Annotated in this window: 14 protein-coding genes; 12 read left to right on the plus strand and 2 right to left on the minus strand. The window is 63.1% G+C overall.

Going from position 1 to position 14163, the window contains the following annotated elements:
• Positions 1-56 precede the first annotated feature (56 nt).
• From Q0K62_RS03595 to Q0K62_RS03615, 5 genes are all read left to right on the plus strand, one after another.
• Positions 57-941: a sortase gene (locus Q0K62_RS03595; protein ID WP_297316614.1), complete on the plus strand. Its 885-nt coding sequence runs from the start codon at positions 57-59 to the stop codon at positions 939-941.
• A gap of 77 nt (positions 942-1018) precedes the next feature.
• A complete protein-coding gene (locus Q0K62_RS03600; protein ID WP_297316615.1) occupies positions 1019-2206 on the plus strand; it encodes a class C sortase in 1188 nt (395 codons plus the stop codon).
• Positions 2199-2477: a hypothetical protein gene (locus tag Q0K62_RS03605; protein ID WP_297316616.1), complete on the plus strand. Its 279-nt coding sequence runs from the start codon at positions 2199-2201 to the stop codon at positions 2475-2477. The genes Q0K62_RS03600 and Q0K62_RS03605 overlap by 8 nt, the downstream gene beginning before the upstream one ends.
• A gap of 145 nt (positions 2478-2622) precedes the next feature.
• Positions 2623-3471 (plus strand): aldo/keto reductase, encoded by an 849-nt coding sequence (locus Q0K62_RS03610; RefSeq protein ID WP_297316617.1) that lies wholly within the window; start codon positions 2623-2625, stop codon positions 3469-3471.
• Between the two features lie 39 nt (positions 3472-3510).
• Entirely contained in the window at positions 3511-4284 is a 774-nt protein-coding gene (locus Q0K62_RS03615) for an HNH endonuclease family protein (RefSeq protein ID WP_297316618.1), read from the plus strand.
• A gap of 54 nt (positions 4285-4338) precedes the next feature.
• On the opposite strand, the gene Q0K62_RS03620 is transcribed toward Q0K62_RS03615, so the two are convergent.
• Entirely contained in the window at positions 4339-5943 is a 1605-nt protein-coding gene (locus Q0K62_RS03620; protein ID WP_297316619.1) for an MDR family MFS transporter, read from the minus strand.
• Positions 5944-6329: 386 nt separating this feature from the next.
• On the opposite strand from Q0K62_RS03620, the gene Q0K62_RS03625 reads away from it, so the two are divergent.
• From Q0K62_RS03625 to Q0K62_RS03650, 6 genes are all read left to right on the plus strand, one after another.
• A complete protein-coding gene (locus tag Q0K62_RS03625; protein ID WP_297316620.1) occupies positions 6330-7463 on the plus strand; it encodes a phosphate ABC transporter substrate-binding protein PstS in 1134 nt (377 codons plus the stop codon).
• 35 nt (positions 7464-7498) lie between these two features.
• Entirely contained in the window at positions 7499-8491 is a 993-nt protein-coding gene (gene pstC, locus Q0K62_RS03630) for a phosphate ABC transporter permease subunit PstC (protein ID WP_297316621.1), read from the plus strand.
• Between the two features lie 53 nt (positions 8492-8544).
• Positions 8545-9693, plus strand: a complete 1149-nt coding sequence (pstA, locus tag Q0K62_RS03635; protein WP_297316622.1) for a phosphate ABC transporter permease PstA — start codon at positions 8545-8547, stop codon at positions 9691-9693.
• Positions 9690-9812 (plus strand): hypothetical protein, encoded by a 123-nt coding sequence (locus Q0K62_RS03640; RefSeq protein ID WP_297316623.1) that lies wholly within the window; start codon positions 9690-9692, stop codon positions 9810-9812. Before pstA ends, Q0K62_RS03640 begins: the two co-directional genes overlap by 4 nt.
• On the plus strand, positions 9797-10576 hold the full coding sequence (gene pstB / locus Q0K62_RS03645; RefSeq protein ID WP_297316624.1) for a phosphate ABC transporter ATP-binding protein PstB: 780 nt from the start codon (positions 9797-9799) through the stop codon (positions 10574-10576). Before Q0K62_RS03640 ends, pstB begins: the two co-directional genes overlap by 16 nt.
• A 187-nt stretch (positions 10577-10763) precedes the next feature.
• Positions 10764-11789 (plus strand): permease, encoded by a 1026-nt coding sequence (locus Q0K62_RS03650; protein ID WP_297316625.1) that lies wholly within the window; start codon positions 10764-10766, stop codon positions 11787-11789.
• A 6-nt stretch (positions 11790-11795) separates the two neighbouring features.
• On the opposite strand, the gene Q0K62_RS03655 is transcribed toward Q0K62_RS03650, so the two are convergent.
• Positions 11796-11978 (minus strand): hypothetical protein, encoded by a 183-nt coding sequence (locus Q0K62_RS03655; protein ID WP_297316626.1) that lies wholly within the window; start codon positions 11976-11978, stop codon positions 11796-11798.
• Between the two features lie 203 nt (positions 11979-12181).
• Here Q0K62_RS03655 and Q0K62_RS03660 point away from each other — a divergent pair, with 203 nt between their 5' ends.
• Complete coding sequence (locus Q0K62_RS03660) at positions 12182-13582, plus strand: NCS2 family permease (RefSeq protein WP_297316627.1); 1401 nt, start codon at positions 12182-12184, stop codon at positions 13580-13582.
• The last annotated feature ends 581 nt before the right edge of the window (positions 13583-14163 follow it).

The raw sequence follows: 14163 nt of genomic DNA on the forward strand, positions 1-14163 counted from the left end.
TGCCCTGAAACCTGCTGCCGGAACGGGTGATGTACGTGGGTGCTCCTAGGTCTTCGATGAACAGGAAGGTGGAACAGGAGCGCCCCTCTCCCTGGCCTGCCTGGTTCTGTGCCCTGGCGGTCGGTGTTTTCCTTCTTGGCTGGCTGCTGGTAAGCATGGATATTGTTGAGCAAAACAGGAATGCCCGTATTTCCCGGAAGAATGTCGACGAGTATGGTCTCATCGTCTCGCGCTTGAGCAAGGGCAGGGTGGACTCGATCAGGAAGCGAATTCGGATCTACGACAAGGGGCTCAGATCCAATTCACCTGGTGACCCCTTCCACCCCATGGGGCTTGATGCACCACGGGCTTATGCCGATCTTCTGCGCGAGGTGGACCCATCGATCATGGGGTACCTGGTCATTCCGGCTGTGGGGTTATCGCAACCAATATATTATGGTCCGCCCGATGTGGTTCTGGAACGCGGTGTGGGGCATCTTGCATCCACGGCCATTCCCTCCGATCTGAGTGGTATCCATACCGTTCTTTTCGGTCATTCGGGTCAGGACGGCAAGCTGGTTTTCGACAACCTGGATAGACTGTCCGACGGGGATGAGTTCTCCGTGCGCATTCTGGACAGTACCTATGTCTACAAGGTCAGTCATATCGGCATAATTGCTCCGGACAGGTTGGATGCTCTGGAAGCCGGATATGGGAAGAACCAGGTGACACTGATGACCTGCACGCCAAAAGGAATCAACAGCAGTCGCCTGATGGTGACAGGGGATCTGATCTCGGTGACCGGTGAGGAGCCGGATACGCAGACCAAAGGATCTGCTTGGCTGCTCTTTGTGACCGGTGTGCCCCTCCTGGCCGCATTGGCTGGTCTGGTGGCCGTTCGGAGACGAATGGGAAGGTTGGAGAAGATGATCATGGGTATGGATGCGAAGGAGGGGGAATGACCGGCACCGGCAGGAATGGCGACCACGGGGAACCACTCAGCGGACATGCATCTTCGGTGAAGGGAGGGGCCAGGCACATGGCCAGGTCCCGGCGCCGTTTCGGTATTATCGAAATACTGGCCTTTCTGATTGGTCTCGGCATTTTCCTGTACCCTTTGGTTGCTGCATACCTGAACTACGCAGGAACGACCGAGGCTGTTGACACGTATGAGGACATCGTCAACCGGCTCACTCCTGAGCAGCGGCAGAAGATGTGGCGGGACGCCAAACAATACGATGAGGACCTGGGCAAGCCGACCCTGCGTGATCCTTTCAAGTACAAGGAAGTCAAGGAACCTCTGGGCCGGTATTCCAAGATTCTCAACGTCGACGGGAAGGGGATGATGGCCTATGTGGATATCCCCAAGATCAATGTGAAGCTTCCCATCCGTCACGGAACCACCGACGAAGTGCTCAGGGACAGCGTGGGCCACATAGCGACCACCCACGTCCCCACGGACAACAAAACCATCCATGCGGTTGTGACCGGTCACACGGGTGAGGTGGGCCATATCCTGTTCGACAACCTGACCCAGTTGAAAAAGGGCGATGTCTTCCAGATTCGCGTTCTCAAGAAGCGAATGAGCTATCAGGTGGACCAGATCAAAGTCATCCTGCCGACAGATGTCGATGCTCTGCAACCAGTGGAGGGTTCCAACTATGTAACCCTGCTGACCTGCACCCCCTATGGGATCAATTCCCATCGGTTGATCATCCGTGGCAGGTACATCGGTGACGATGTTCCACCAACCAAGCCCAAGGGTGCTCCCGTATACATGCTCTGGGTGCTCCTGGCGCTCATGGCCCTCTGCCTGCTCGCCTGGTATTACCTGTCCATACGCCGTAAGAAGTGTCGGCACCGCATCGCGTCGCTGGACAGGTTCGAGCCGAATGATGGTGAGGCCGAGCCCTTTGGTTTCGGGTCAGGCGGCGATGACGGAGGTGTATCCGAAACCGGTGGTGGAGGTGCATACGGAACCGATGCGGCAGGCGGGGACTTGGCGGTGATGGGTACCCCCTCGGGAGTGAGCGGCCAATGGGGGGCGGTCTCCCCGGATAGGGATTCCTCGTTTGAGGGTCCACCCGGTATCGTGCGGGCCGGTACTGACGCCTTCTTCGGGGAAGAGGGGGGTCGGACAGGAAGGTCGACGGACCGCAGGACACCAGGGCAGGCTTGGATGGACCGGAGCCATGCTACCGGGGAGGAAGGAGAGTACGATGGGTGAGCACGCGGATGTGAAACAGGCCGGTATCGAAGGCCAGGCTCAGGACCACCGCAGCGCGGGATCTCCTACCTCCGCGAGGAAGCGGCGTACCTTGGTTCGTAAGAGGCGGATGTACTCCCTCCTGATGTGGGTCCTTGCCCTCCTGGCTCTCTTCTTCGCCTGGGCTTCCTTCGGTATGATGATGCGAATCGGGTTCCTGCCGGTCTTTGATCTGGGATACGCCTGGTTCGATGCGCATGTATGTACCTTCTTCGGCATCGTTCCGCATTGATCGGCATGGTTCCGGTTCGCTCAGCGGGCGGGTATGTTCGACCACATCGTTCCTCTTGCATGGTCACGGTTCCACCTGGTCTTAAAATGAGGATGACCTCCTCCCGAACGGGCGGAAGGGACTTGGCAGGACGGAGGAGTGGAGCATGACTGCTGTACCCGATATCGAACTTGCTGACGGGCACCGTATTCCCCAGATAGGGCTGGGCGTGCTCAGGATCGGGGATGACCAGACCGGACAGGTCGTGGAATCGGCGCTCTCGGTGGGGTACCGGCACATCGATACCGCTGCCGGCTATCAGAACGAGGGCGGTGTAGGAAGGGGACTGAAGGCCGCCGGCTATGATGCCGGGAGTCGGCGGGCGTCCCTCTGGCTGACCACCAAGTTGCGCGATTCCGAGCAGGGATATGATTCCACCCTGAGGGCCTTCGACAGGCAGCTTGGACTGCTGGGCACGGACTATGTGGATATGTACATGATTCATTGGCCCACCCCCTTCGATTGGCGGTCCGCCGAAACCTGGAGGGCCTTCCAGAGGTTGCGCCAGGAGGGGAGGGTCAGGACCCTGGGGGTCTGCAACTTCCGTGAGGATGACCTGGAGCGCCTCCACGTGGAGACGGGTGAATATCCTGCCGTCAACCAGTTCGAGCTTCACCCCACCTGGCAACAACGGCATCTGGCGGCTTTCTGCAAATCAAGGAAGATCGCCGTGGAGGCCTACTCACCCCTGGCCCGGGGGGCGGATCTGGATGCAGGCCAGGGGGTGATAGGCCGCATATCACGCAATCACGGTCGATCGCCTGCGCAGATCGTACTCCGCTGGCACATCGAGAACGGGACCATTATCATCCCCAAGTCCGTGCATACCCAACGACAGCAGGAGAACCTGGATCTGTTCGGATTCTCGCTGACCGAGTCTGAACACGCCGCCATCGATGCTTTGGACGGTCCGGTCCGTGCGGGCCACGATCCGCGAACCTATTCCTACGCCTGAGGGCGTGACCCAGGCGATTGCAGGGAGGCAGCAGGAAGGATGACCCGCAGACCCGAAAGAAGGCAGAGCGGTTCGGTACGGACCGGGACGAGTGCCGGATTCAGGACCTCCTCGCCCCTGGAACGCGTCCTGATCCTGCTGGTCCTCGCCCTGGTCATCGGTGTCACCATCGGTCTGGTTCTCCCCAGGGTCAACGGGACGGTAGGGGGTCTGACGGGCCGCTACCAGGCAAGGGGCGATGCCGCACAGACCCTGGAGCACCTTCAGGTGGAAGACCGCCCCAGGCCGGGGCGGCAGTATCGCAGGGACTCCTTCGGGTTCAAGGAAACCGACGTGGACGGTAACGGCTGCAACATCCGAGAGGATGTCCTGACCAGGGACCTGCGAGAGGTGCGCACCACCACCCTGGGTGGCTGCAAGGTCGCCACCGGCGTCCTGGACGATCCATATACGGGCAGGACCATCACCTTCGTCAGGGGGGAAAGAACCAGTGCCGCTGTGCAGATCGACCATGTGGTGGCATTGGAGAATGCATGGAAATCGGGAGCCTACCGGTGGGATACGGCCCAACGCTACCGGTTCGGGAACGATCCCTACAATCTCCTGGCCGTTGATGGTCAGTCCAATCAGGAGAAGGGGAGCGCCTCGGCCGACTACTGGCTCCCGCCACGGACCGACTACCAATGCGCCTATGTGGCCAGGCAGATCGGTGTCAAGGACAAATACGACTTGACCGTCACTACATCCGAAAAGCGCGCCATGATGCGGGTCCTGCATGGTTGTCCGGGGCAGCCTCTGCCGAAGGACGGCTGATTCCCATTGCCATGCATCTTCCCGGCATTCCGCATGGCTCCTTGAAGGTCGGGGCTATCTGCCTTCCGCCTGCCTGTCGGTGGGTTCCAGCTGGGAGGACTCCAACTGGCCCGCCGGTGCCGATGCTTCCGTGGCGGGGGTGTGGATGACGTGGATATAGCGCAGGAGCATCCTGGTCATCTGCCGGCCGGATCCGGCACCGTTTCCCCGGACACCGAAATAGACCAGCAGGACCATGCCCAGGCAGATGAGGGCTGAAATCCGCAGTGCCCACTGTACGCCGAAGATGTTGGAGGCGATCTGGGTGGAGGGGCCGTCGCCCAGGGCCGAGTGGCGCAGGGTGGTGATGGACTCCATGATGATGACCAGGATGGGGGCTCCGACCGCGCCGGCTATCTGACGTGCCGTGTTGGTCACGGCCGAGCCCGCGGACACGTCCTTGGGTGCCAGGTTGTTCAATGACCAGGTGGTCAGGGGCATGAGGGTGAAGCCCATGCCGATCTGACGGATGAACTGGCAGATGGAGACAAGGCCTATCCAGGTCCCGCTGTCGATCATGCTGAGGGCCACGGTTCCCAGGAAGAGCACCGAGCACCCGGTCAGGGCCACCGGGCGCGCCCCCCACCGGTCCAGGAGCCGGCCGCCGAAGAACTGGGCGATGGCCGTGCCTATGGCGCCCGGCAGCATGACCAGGCCGCTCATGGTGGCCGAATAGCCACGGTCGGTCTGGATGTACATGGGCAGGATGACCGTGACCGAGCTGAAGGCAAAGAAGGACATGGATGCGACGATGGTGCCCATCGTGAAGTTCTTGATCTTCAGGACCCTGAGATTGAGGAGGGGGTCGGTGTGGTGGAGCTGGCGCAGAACGAACCAGATGATGCCCGCCAGGCCGATGATCATGAAGGGCCAGGTCATCGGGGAGGTGATCGGGTAGTTCTCGATGTTGGTGAACCCGAACATGAGTCCGCCGAAGCCGAAGATCGAGAGTGCCACCGAGAAGAAGTCCGCCTTGACGCCAGTGTCGCGCTGCCCGAAATTGCGCAGGCCGACGATGGAGATGAGCAGGGCCACGGCCCCGCAGATGCTCAGCGTGAGGAAGATGGAACGCCAACCGTTGGCATCGGTCTGCCAGCCGCCCAGGGTGGGGCCGATGGCCGGGGCCACGCTCATGGCCAGGCCCACGGTGCCCATGGCCATCCCACGCTTGGCAAGGGGGTAGATGGAGAAGACTGTGATCTGGAGGACCGGCCACATGGTGCCCGTTCCGACGGCCTCCAGGATACGGCCCAGCAGGACCAGTCCGAAGGTCTGGGATTGCCAGCTGAGGAGGGAGCCAAGGGTGAAGACGGTCATGGAGGTGATGACGATCTGGCGGGTGGAGAAGCGCTTGGTCAGGTACCCGGTCAAGGGGACCATGACTCCCATGACCAGCTGGAAGACCGAGGTCAGCCACTGTCCGGTGGTCAGGGAGATACCGAACTCATGGACAATGGTGGGCAGGGCCGAGGCAAGCTGAAGCTGGGTGAAGTTGCCCAGGAAGGTGATGACGGTGAGGATGGCCAGCGAGATGAAGGCCTCGCGGGTGAGTCTGCCGTTGACGTATGCTCCGTCCTTGCTGAGGGTTCGTCCTTGCCGGGCGAGCTCCTTCTTCCTCATGCACAACCACTTCCTTTTCGGTTTGTCCATCTTCATCGATCCCCACGAACGGGACCCGGGTATGGAACGAATCCCACCCCCTCATGCGGCTGCAGGGCGTCGGAGCGGTACCGTGAAGGGACACGCAGGAAACCGACAGATCAAAAAGACAAACCGGGTCGGGGAAACCGACTAGGGACTTGGGATAGAGCGTCCAACAGGAACCCTATAATACACCGCCCCGTGGATGGGCGGCGGTCCGTATCCTAAGCGTGAACGGGGATGTGCAGGGTCAGAGGGCCGTTTCGCCAGGACCAGCGTTTCCAGTATGCTGATTGTGGCGGGCGCCGGTAGTCTTGATTCGGATGTTTCCCGTGAAGTACGATTCGGTGGTTGAGGAAGGCAGCATGCATTCACATGTGTTCGGTCGGTCCCTGGCCCTTTTCCTGAGCATGGGTCTGGTGGTCGGACCAGCGGCCTGCGGCGACAACACCCTACCCTCCAAGGGGGGTGTCGGTGGCGGGGACCAGAGCCTGAGCGGTGAATTCGCCGGTTCCGGGGCCTCATCCCAGCAGAGCGCCAACGAGGCCTGGATAGCCGGTTTCCGGCAGGACCATCCCCAGACCCGAATCTCCTACGATCCCTCCGGTTCCGGTGCCGGGGTCAACGCCTTCCTGAACGGATCGACCATCTGGGCCGGGTCGGACGCCCCCCTGAGCAAGAGCCAGGTCAAGCAATCCGAGGCCATCTGCCAGGGTGGAACGGCTTTCGACCTTCCGGTCTACGCCACCCCCATAGCCGTGGCCTACAACCTGGGTGATGCCGGTCTGAACGGTCCGGACCATCACCTGAAGATGGAACCGTCGACCATCGCCAGGATCTTCAGCGGGCGAATCACCAATTGGAACGACCCGGAGCTGGCCAGGCTCAATCCCGGTGTGACCCTGCCCGACCTCCACATCACCGTGGTCCACAGGTCCGACAAGTCCGGCACCACCAAGAGCTTCGTCTCCTACCTGCACGATGCGGCAGGATCGGCCTGGCCCTATCCGGTGGGGGAGAACTGGCCGAACGATCTGGGGCAGAGCGCCAAGGGAACGGCCGGGGTGGTCATGACCATGACCCAGGCCCAGGGAACCATCGGGTACGCCGATGCGGCCCAGACCACCAGCCTGGGATCGGTGGCGGTCAGGGTGGGCACGAAGTGGACCCCTCCCTCCGCCAAGGCGGCAGCCCGGGTTCTGGAGTCCGCCAGGCGTGACCCTGAGGCCAGGGAACCCAGGAGGGTGGTTCTGGACATCGACCACACCACGGGCCAGCCGGGCGCCTACCCGGTCATGCTGGTCTCCTACGACGTGGCCTGCTCGGTCTATAGGCATGACCAGGACCGGTCCAGGGCCAGGTTCGCCAAGGCGTGGCTGACATACGTGGTCAGTGCCGAAGGACAACGGCAGGCGGCGGCCAATGCCGGAAGCGCAGAACTGAGCGAGGCCGTCCGGGCCATGGTCATGGCATCGGTCGAGACGATCGAGGTGGACTGATGGCGGACGTGGACCAGGCAATGAAAGAAGCGGCGATGGCGAAGGAGGCAGGGGCCGGCCGCCGGACCCCGGACCGGGACCCGGCCGGACAGGCGCAGGGTGGCACCCATTCGGGCGCGAGGGCAGACAGGATCTTCCGATTCTGCGCCCGGGGGGCCGGAATCCTCATCCTCCTGGCCCTGGCTGCTGTGACCCTCTTCCTGATTCTCAAGGCCTTCCCTGCCTTCATCGGGGACGGGGGGCAACGCTCCAAGGCCATCGAATCCCTGAGCGGGGGGCGGGCATCCGGCTTCTGGCAGTATGTGGGCCCTCTGGTCTTCGGTACGGTTCTGATCGCCGGCCTGGCCCTCCTCATGGCCTTCCCGGTGGCCGTCGGCATCGCCCTCTTCATCTCCCACTACGCCCCGGCCAGGCTCTCCACGGCCCTGAGCTATGTGGTCGACCTCCTGGCGGCCATACCCTCGGTGGTCTACGGACTCTGGGGTGCCCTGGTCCTGGTTCCCCACATCACGGGGTTCTGGGGGTGGGTGGCCCGTCACCTGGGCTGGATCCCCCTTTTCGCCGGGCCCGCGGCCGCCCCGGCCCGGTCCGTCGCCACGGTGGCCCTGGTCCTGGCGGTCATGATCCTGCCCATCATCACTTCGGTCACCCGAGACATCTTCCTCCAGGCGCCACGCCTCCAGCAGGAGGCCGCCCTGGCTCTGGGGGCCACCAAATGGGAGATGATACGGCTGGCCGTCCTCCCCTTCGGACGCTCGGGAATCATCTCCGCCTCCATGCTGGGTCTGGGCCGGGCCCTGGGGGAGACCATGGCCGTCCTGATGATCCTCTCTCCCGGGTTCAGCTACGCCCTGCGTCTGCTCCGTCCCTCGACCAGCCAGACCATCGCCGCCAACATCGCCTCCCAGTTCCCCGAGGCCGACTCGACCGGTGTGGCCCTCCTGGTGGCCACCGGTCTGGTCCTCTTCATCATCACCTTCCTGGTGAACTATATGGCGCGCCGGATCACGACCAAGGCGGGTGCATGATGGGCAGGGCGGACGAGACATGGCCAGGATCGAACAAGGACGGTGAGACGCCCATGAAGGATATGCGATCCCGGGCGTCGCTTTCCCCGGTATCCTCAGCCGGTGGTTCCGCATCATCGACCTCCGTATCGCCTGATTCCGTGTCACCAGGCCCGGTACCGGCAGGCCCTGAAACACCGGGATCTGAATCACCCGCCACCGCGGCGGACGGGGGCGGCGCCGGCAAGGGGGCGGACGGGGGCCCGCTCCCCGTCATCGACTTCGGCAAGTTCAAGCCCACCCGGTCGTCGCTCAGGGCCCGCAAGCGCAAGAACCTGATCATGACGGCCCTGATCGTCCTCTCTTTCCTGGTGGCCCTGATCCCCCTGGTCTCGGTCCTCTGGGTCAGCCTGGTCAACGGGGTCGAACGGCTCAACCTGGACTTCCTGACCCACAACATGAGCGGGGTGGTGGGGGGCAACCCCACGGCCACCGGTGGATACGGCGGCATCCTCCACGCCATCATCGGCACCCTGGAGGTGACCCTGGGGGCCATGGTCATCTCCATCCCCATCGGGGTCATGTGTGCGGTCTACCTGGTCGAATACTCCCACGGGGGCAGGCTGGCCAGGGCCATCTCCCTCCTGGTCGATGTGATGAGCGGCATCCCCTCCATCGTGGCCGGCCTCTTCGCCTTCTCCATGTTCGCCACCCTGGTGGGCCCGGGCACGGTCAACGGGTTCTCCGGCTCCGTGGCCCTCTCCCTCCTGATGATCCCGACCGTGGTCAAGACCTCCGAGGACATGCTGGCCGTGGTCCCCAACGACCTGCGGGAGGCCGCCTACGCCCTGGGGGTCACCCAGCAGCGGACCATCACCAGGATCGTCCTGCGTACGGCCCTGCCTGGCATCGTCTCGGGAACCATCCTGGCCATCGCCAGGGTGATCGGGGAAACGGCGCCCCTGTTGATCGCCTCCGGCTTCATCGCCACCACCAACCCCAACCTCTTCTCGGGGAGGATGACCACCCTGCCGGTCTACGTCTACAACGAGTACTCCGAGGGTCTGGCGGTCTGCGGACCGGGGGCGGCGAGCGGCTGCCTGACCGATATCCGCATGCAGCGTGCCTGGGCGGCGGCCCTGGTCCTGATCCTCATCGTCCTCCTGCTCAACCTGCTGGGGCGTCTGATTTCGCGTATCTTCTCGGTCCAGGAGGCCAAATGAAACAGAGGGCATGGCCGTGTGGTTCCGGCCTGGCCTACGGGCAGGCGGGTTCCCCCGGGGCCGGAACCGCGGCGACAAGCATGATGAGTGTGGAGGAGGCCGTATGGGCCAGCGCATAGACATCAACCACCTGAACGTCTACTATGGCGATTTCCTGGCCGTCCAGGACATCAACATGAAGATTCAGGCCAACAAGGTCACGGCCTTCATCGGGCCTTCGGGTTGCGGCAAGTCCACGGTCCTGCGCACCCTGGACCGGATGCACGAGATCACCCCCGGCGCCCATGTGGAGGGGCAGGTCCTCCTTGAGGGCCGTGATCTCTACGGGCCTGACGTGGACCCGGTCGAGGTGAGGCGCGATGTGGGCATGGTCTTCCAACGGGCCAACCCCTTCCCGACCATGTCCATCAGGGAGAATGTCCTGGCCGGGATACGGCTGAACAAGAAGCACATCCCCAAGTCCGACGCCGACGACCTGGTGGAGTGGGCCCTGCGCGGTGCCAACCTCTGGAAGGAGGTCAAGGACCGTCTGGACAAGCCGGGTATCGGTCTTTCGGGAGGGCAGCAACAGCGGCTCTGCATCGCCCGGGCCGTGGCGGTCCATCCCCAGGTCCTCCTCATGGACGAGCCCTGCTCTGCCCTGGACCCCATCTCCACCCTGGCCGTGGAGGACCTGATCAACGAGCTGAAGCAGGATTACACGATCGTCATCGTCACCCACAACATGCAGCAGGCCGCCAGGGTCTCCGACTACACCGCCTTCTTCAACCTCAAGGCCGTGGGCCAGCCGGGCCACCTGGTCGAGATGAACGATACGACCACGATCTTCTCCAACCCCCAGGAGGAGGATACCGAGCGGTACATTTCCGGCCGGTTCGGCTGAGTCATCCTTTCTGATGGCCGCTTGCACGTCCGGCCACTCCCTCATGGGCCACCCGGCTCCGTGCCGCCATTCCGGTTGATTCCCCGACTGTGCAAGATCTGACATCATCTGTGTCATATCCCGGGCAGCCGGGTACCATGATAGGAAGTCCGCGGGGCGGAAGACCGGTGGCGAGAGGAGAGACGGCATGGCGGTTGTTCTCGAACCGGCCACCCTCTTGGCCATCATCCTCCTGGGGTACCTGTTCAAGCGGTTCGGGCTTTTCAAACCCCTGGACTACCGGGTTCTGCAGACGGCCGAGTTCAACCTGATCCTGCCAGGGGCCATCATCTTCTCCTTTGCGACCAACCCGCACGACCCCGGTCTCCTCCTGGTCTCAGGGTTCGCCCTGGTCGCCTCCCTGGTGCCGCCCCTGGCGATCTACCTGACCAGCAGGGGCAGATCGGTGGGGCATCGGGCCTTCCTGATGCTGAACGGGTCCGGCTTCAACATCGGTTGCTTCTGCTTCCCCATGCTGCAGTCCCTGCTGGGGCCTGCGGCCCTGGTCCCCGCGGCCATGTTCGACATCGGCAACAACATCATGGTGGCCGCCGGAACCAACGTCATGACCCAGGGTCTCCTGCACATCAAGCGGGGGGAGACCCTGGAGCGGGATGAGGCACCGGGCCAGGAGGGGACGGACGGCCGGGTCCGGTCCGTGCCCCCGGTCAGGGTGGATGACCACGATGCCCGCAACCTCCGGTACAGGGCCATCCTGACCAACATCGCCAAGGGGTTCTTCGGCTCCGTCTCCTTCGACACCTACATGGTCATGCTGGTCCTGATGCTGGCCAAGGTGGCCCTGCCCGATTGGGTGGCCCAGGTGAGCCAGCCCTTCGCCTCGGCCAACGCCTTCTGCTCCATGTTCATGGTGGGGATGCTGATGGACCTGCCCGCATCGGGGCGGGATGTCAAGGAGGTGGCCCAGGTCCTGGCCTGGCGCATCCCCTTCGGCATCATCTTCGCCCTGACGGCCTGGTTCCTGCTTCCCTTCGGCCCCCTGGTCCGTCAGGCCGTGGCCCTGTGCTGCCTGGCACCCACGGCGATCTTCGCCACCATGTTCACCGACAAGGTCCTGGGCAATGCCAGACTGGCGGGTTTCACCCTGGCCCTGACCGCTTTCTGTTCGACCATCCTGATGATCCTGGCCCACCTTGTCATGGGGCCTGTCTGAGCGGGGTCAGTGCTGTTCGGTGGGGTGCTCCTGCTCCAGGGTGCGTCCCTCCCGGGTGCGCTGCTTGTTGACGGTGGCGGCCGCGATCCGCTCTGCGGTCTTCCGGTCTTGGCCGCGTTCGAGTTCCGTGTCGAGAATGTGCTGGTACTGCTTCTGATCGTCCTTGCTCCAGTGGTTGTCCCTGACCATGGCTCCTCCTTGGTGCCCGTCAGCCAGGCTGAGGACCCCTTGTCCGGCCGGCCCGGGTAGTGCCGATTATAGGCGGGTCAAGGCGGTTCCTCGGGTTCTTGCCGACGCTGCATGGGGGAGGGGAATCAGGAAACAAAAAAAGCCGAGCGCACATGATATTCTTCCAATTGTCTCATCGCCAAATAAGACACATAAGGAAGAATATGCACAAGCTATTCCGGCTTTCGGACAATAATACCACAGTGCCAACTGAAGTGGTAGCTGGCATCACCACCTTCTTCGCCATGGCCTACATCATCGTGGTCAACCCCTCGGTGCTGTCGACGGCCGGCATGCCCTGGGGGGCCGTGTTCATCGCCACCCTGATCGCAGCGGTCATCGGCACCCTGATCATGGGCCTGGTGGCGAACGTGCCCTACGGGGTGGCCCCCGGGGTGGGACTCAACGCCTTCTTCACCTTCACGGTGGTCAAGGGGTTGGGCTTCACCTGGCAGGAGACCCTGAGCATGGTCTTCATCTGCGGGCTCCTGAACATCCTGGTCACGGCCACCAAGCTGCGCAAGATGATCATCCGGGCCATTCCGCCCCTCCTCCAGCACGCCATCGGCGGCGGCATCGGCGTCTTCATCGCCTACGTGGGTCTGCTCAACGTCGGCATCATCAAGTTCACACCCGACAAGTCCTCGGCCGCCCAGGCCAACCCGGGCCTGACCACCTTCAATGAGCCCTCGGTCATCCTTTTCGTCATCGGGCTTCTGCTGACGATCTTCCTGATGGTCTTCAAGTTCAAGGGGAGGCTCTCCTTCATCAACAAGGGGTCCTTCGTCATAGCCATCATCATGGTCACCCTGCTGGGCATCCCCATGGGGGTCACGTCCACCTCCAACCCCGTCAACCTGGGCCAGGCCTGCTCCCAGCTGCCCGAGACCTTCCTGGCCATCTTCGGCCCCCAGGGCTTCCCGGCCCTCTTCTCCGACCCGGCCAAGCTTCCCATCGTCCTGGTGACCATCTTCGCCTTCTCCCTGTCCGACACCTTCGACACGATCGGGACCTTCGTGGGCACCGGCCGCCGCTCCGGCATCTTCTCGGCCGATGATGAGCGCTCCCTGGAGGAGGGCAGGGGCTTCAGCTCCAAGATGGACAAGGCCCTCTTCGCGGATGCCACCGCCACCTCGATCGGTGCCCTCTTCGGCACCTCCAACACGACCACCTACGTGGAGTCCGCAGCAGGGATCGCGGCCGGTGGGCGCACCGGCCTGACCTCGGTGGTCATCGCCGGCTGCTTCGCGCTGAGCGCAGTTTTCGCCCCGCTGATCTCGGCCGTGCCCTCGGCCGCCACGGCCCCGGTCCTGGTGATTGTGGGCTGCATGATGATGAGCTCCTTCGCCGACATCGAGTGGAGCGACCTCTCCGAGGCCATTCCGGCCTTCTTCACGGCCATCTTCATGGGGTTCGCCTACTCCATCTCCTACGGTGTGGCGGCCGGTTTCATCACCTACTGCCTGACCATGACCTGCAAACGCAAGGCCAGGGAGGTGCATCCCATCATCTGGGCAGTGGCAGCCCTCTTCATCCTGGACTTCGTCCTCCAGGCCGTACTCTAGTCGGGTACGAGATCCTGCGGTCTGGGGTCCGAGCAAAGCTCGGTCGCTGACGGGTGAAGGCCCCGAGTGGCTTGACCTTCACCGAGATGGTGGCAGGTTCCGTAGCGTCACGGGGCGGCAAGGACTGTGGAACCGGTGTTCCGGGGCCATTCAGGGCAGTGCCTGGGAGATGTGCGGCTGACCTACCCGGGTCGGGAACCGTGCAGGGATCTGCCCCCCCCCCCCCCTATGGCGCCTTTGAGTTGTATCAAGTCGTAGCTTGTGGCTATGAGGCTGAAGAGGGGCCTTGGTGAGGTTTCTCGGCCTCTGGCGTGGGGTGTCCTCGGGTGGGCGAGGAGTCCAGGCGGGCCGGTCGGTCAACGTCGTCATGGGCTGATTGCTGTTTCAGTGTTTTAGCCATCCTTGTCTTATGTGATGGCTGGTTGAGGGTGTCGTGGTGTCGTATACGGGGGTCGGGAGGTGGCTGACCGGCTGTCGGACCGGTGGTGGCACGTATCCATCCGTGGTGTCCGTGTGCTGTGTACGGGTGTGGTGGGCGGTCCCTCGGGTCGGGGATGATCTCTCCGGGGGGCCGTCCGGTC

It is taken from the genome of uncultured Bifidobacterium sp., from assembly GCF_945269915.1.
Taxonomy (GTDB): Bacteria; Actinomycetota; Actinomycetes; order Actinomycetales; family Bifidobacteriaceae; genus Bombiscardovia; species Bombiscardovia indica.

What these genes read in the sequence shown, in the direction of transcription:
- pstC (WP_297316621.1), top strand. Translation starts at nt 7,499, where the DNA reads ATGGCGAAGGAGGCAGGGGCCGGCCGCCGGACCCCGGACCGGGACCCG.
- Q0K62_RS03605 (WP_297316616.1), top strand. Translation starts at nt 2,199, where the DNA reads ATGGGTGAGCACGCGGATGTGAAACAGGCCGGTATCGAAGGCCAGGCT.
- Q0K62_RS03595 (WP_297316614.1), top strand. Translation starts at nt 57, where the DNA reads ATGAACAGGAAGGTGGAACAGGAGCGCCCCTCTCCCTGGCCTGCCTGG.
- Q0K62_RS03650 (WP_297316625.1), top strand. Translation starts at nt 10,764, where the DNA reads ATGGCGGTTGTTCTCGAACCGGCCACCCTCTTGGCCATCATCCTCCTG.
- pstB (WP_297316624.1), top strand. Translation starts at nt 9,797, where the DNA reads ATGGGCCAGCGCATAGACATCAACCACCTGAACGTCTACTATGGCGAT.
- Q0K62_RS03660 (WP_297316627.1), top strand. Translation starts at nt 12,182, where the DNA reads ATGCACAAGCTATTCCGGCTTTCGGACAATAATACCACAGTGCCAACT.
- Q0K62_RS03625 (WP_297316620.1), top strand. Translation starts at nt 6,330, where the DNA reads ATGCATTCACATGTGTTCGGTCGGTCCCTGGCCCTTTTCCTGAGCATG.
- Q0K62_RS03640 (WP_297316623.1), top strand. Translation starts at nt 9,690, where the DNA reads ATGAAACAGAGGGCATGGCCGTGTGGTTCCGGCCTGGCCTACGGGCAG.
- Q0K62_RS03615 (WP_297316618.1), top strand. Translation starts at nt 3,511, where the DNA reads ATGACCCGCAGACCCGAAAGAAGGCAGAGCGGTTCGGTACGGACCGGG.
- Q0K62_RS03600 (WP_297316615.1), top strand. Translation starts at nt 1,019, where the DNA reads ATGGCCAGGTCCCGGCGCCGTTTCGGTATTATCGAAATACTGGCCTTT.
- Q0K62_RS03610 (WP_297316617.1), top strand. Translation starts at nt 2,623, where the DNA reads ATGACTGCTGTACCCGATATCGAACTTGCTGACGGGCACCGTATTCCC.
- Q0K62_RS03655 (WP_297316626.1), bottom strand. Translation starts at nt 11,978, where the DNA reads ATGGTCAGGGACAACCACTGGAGCAAGGACGATCAGAAGCAGTACCAG.
- pstA (WP_297316622.1), top strand. Translation starts at nt 8,545, where the DNA reads ATGAAGGATATGCGATCCCGGGCGTCGCTTTCCCCGGTATCCTCAGCC.
- Q0K62_RS03620 (WP_297316619.1), bottom strand. Translation starts at nt 5,943, where the DNA reads ATGAGGAAGAAGGAGCTCGCCCGGCAAGGACGAACCCTCAGCAAGGAC.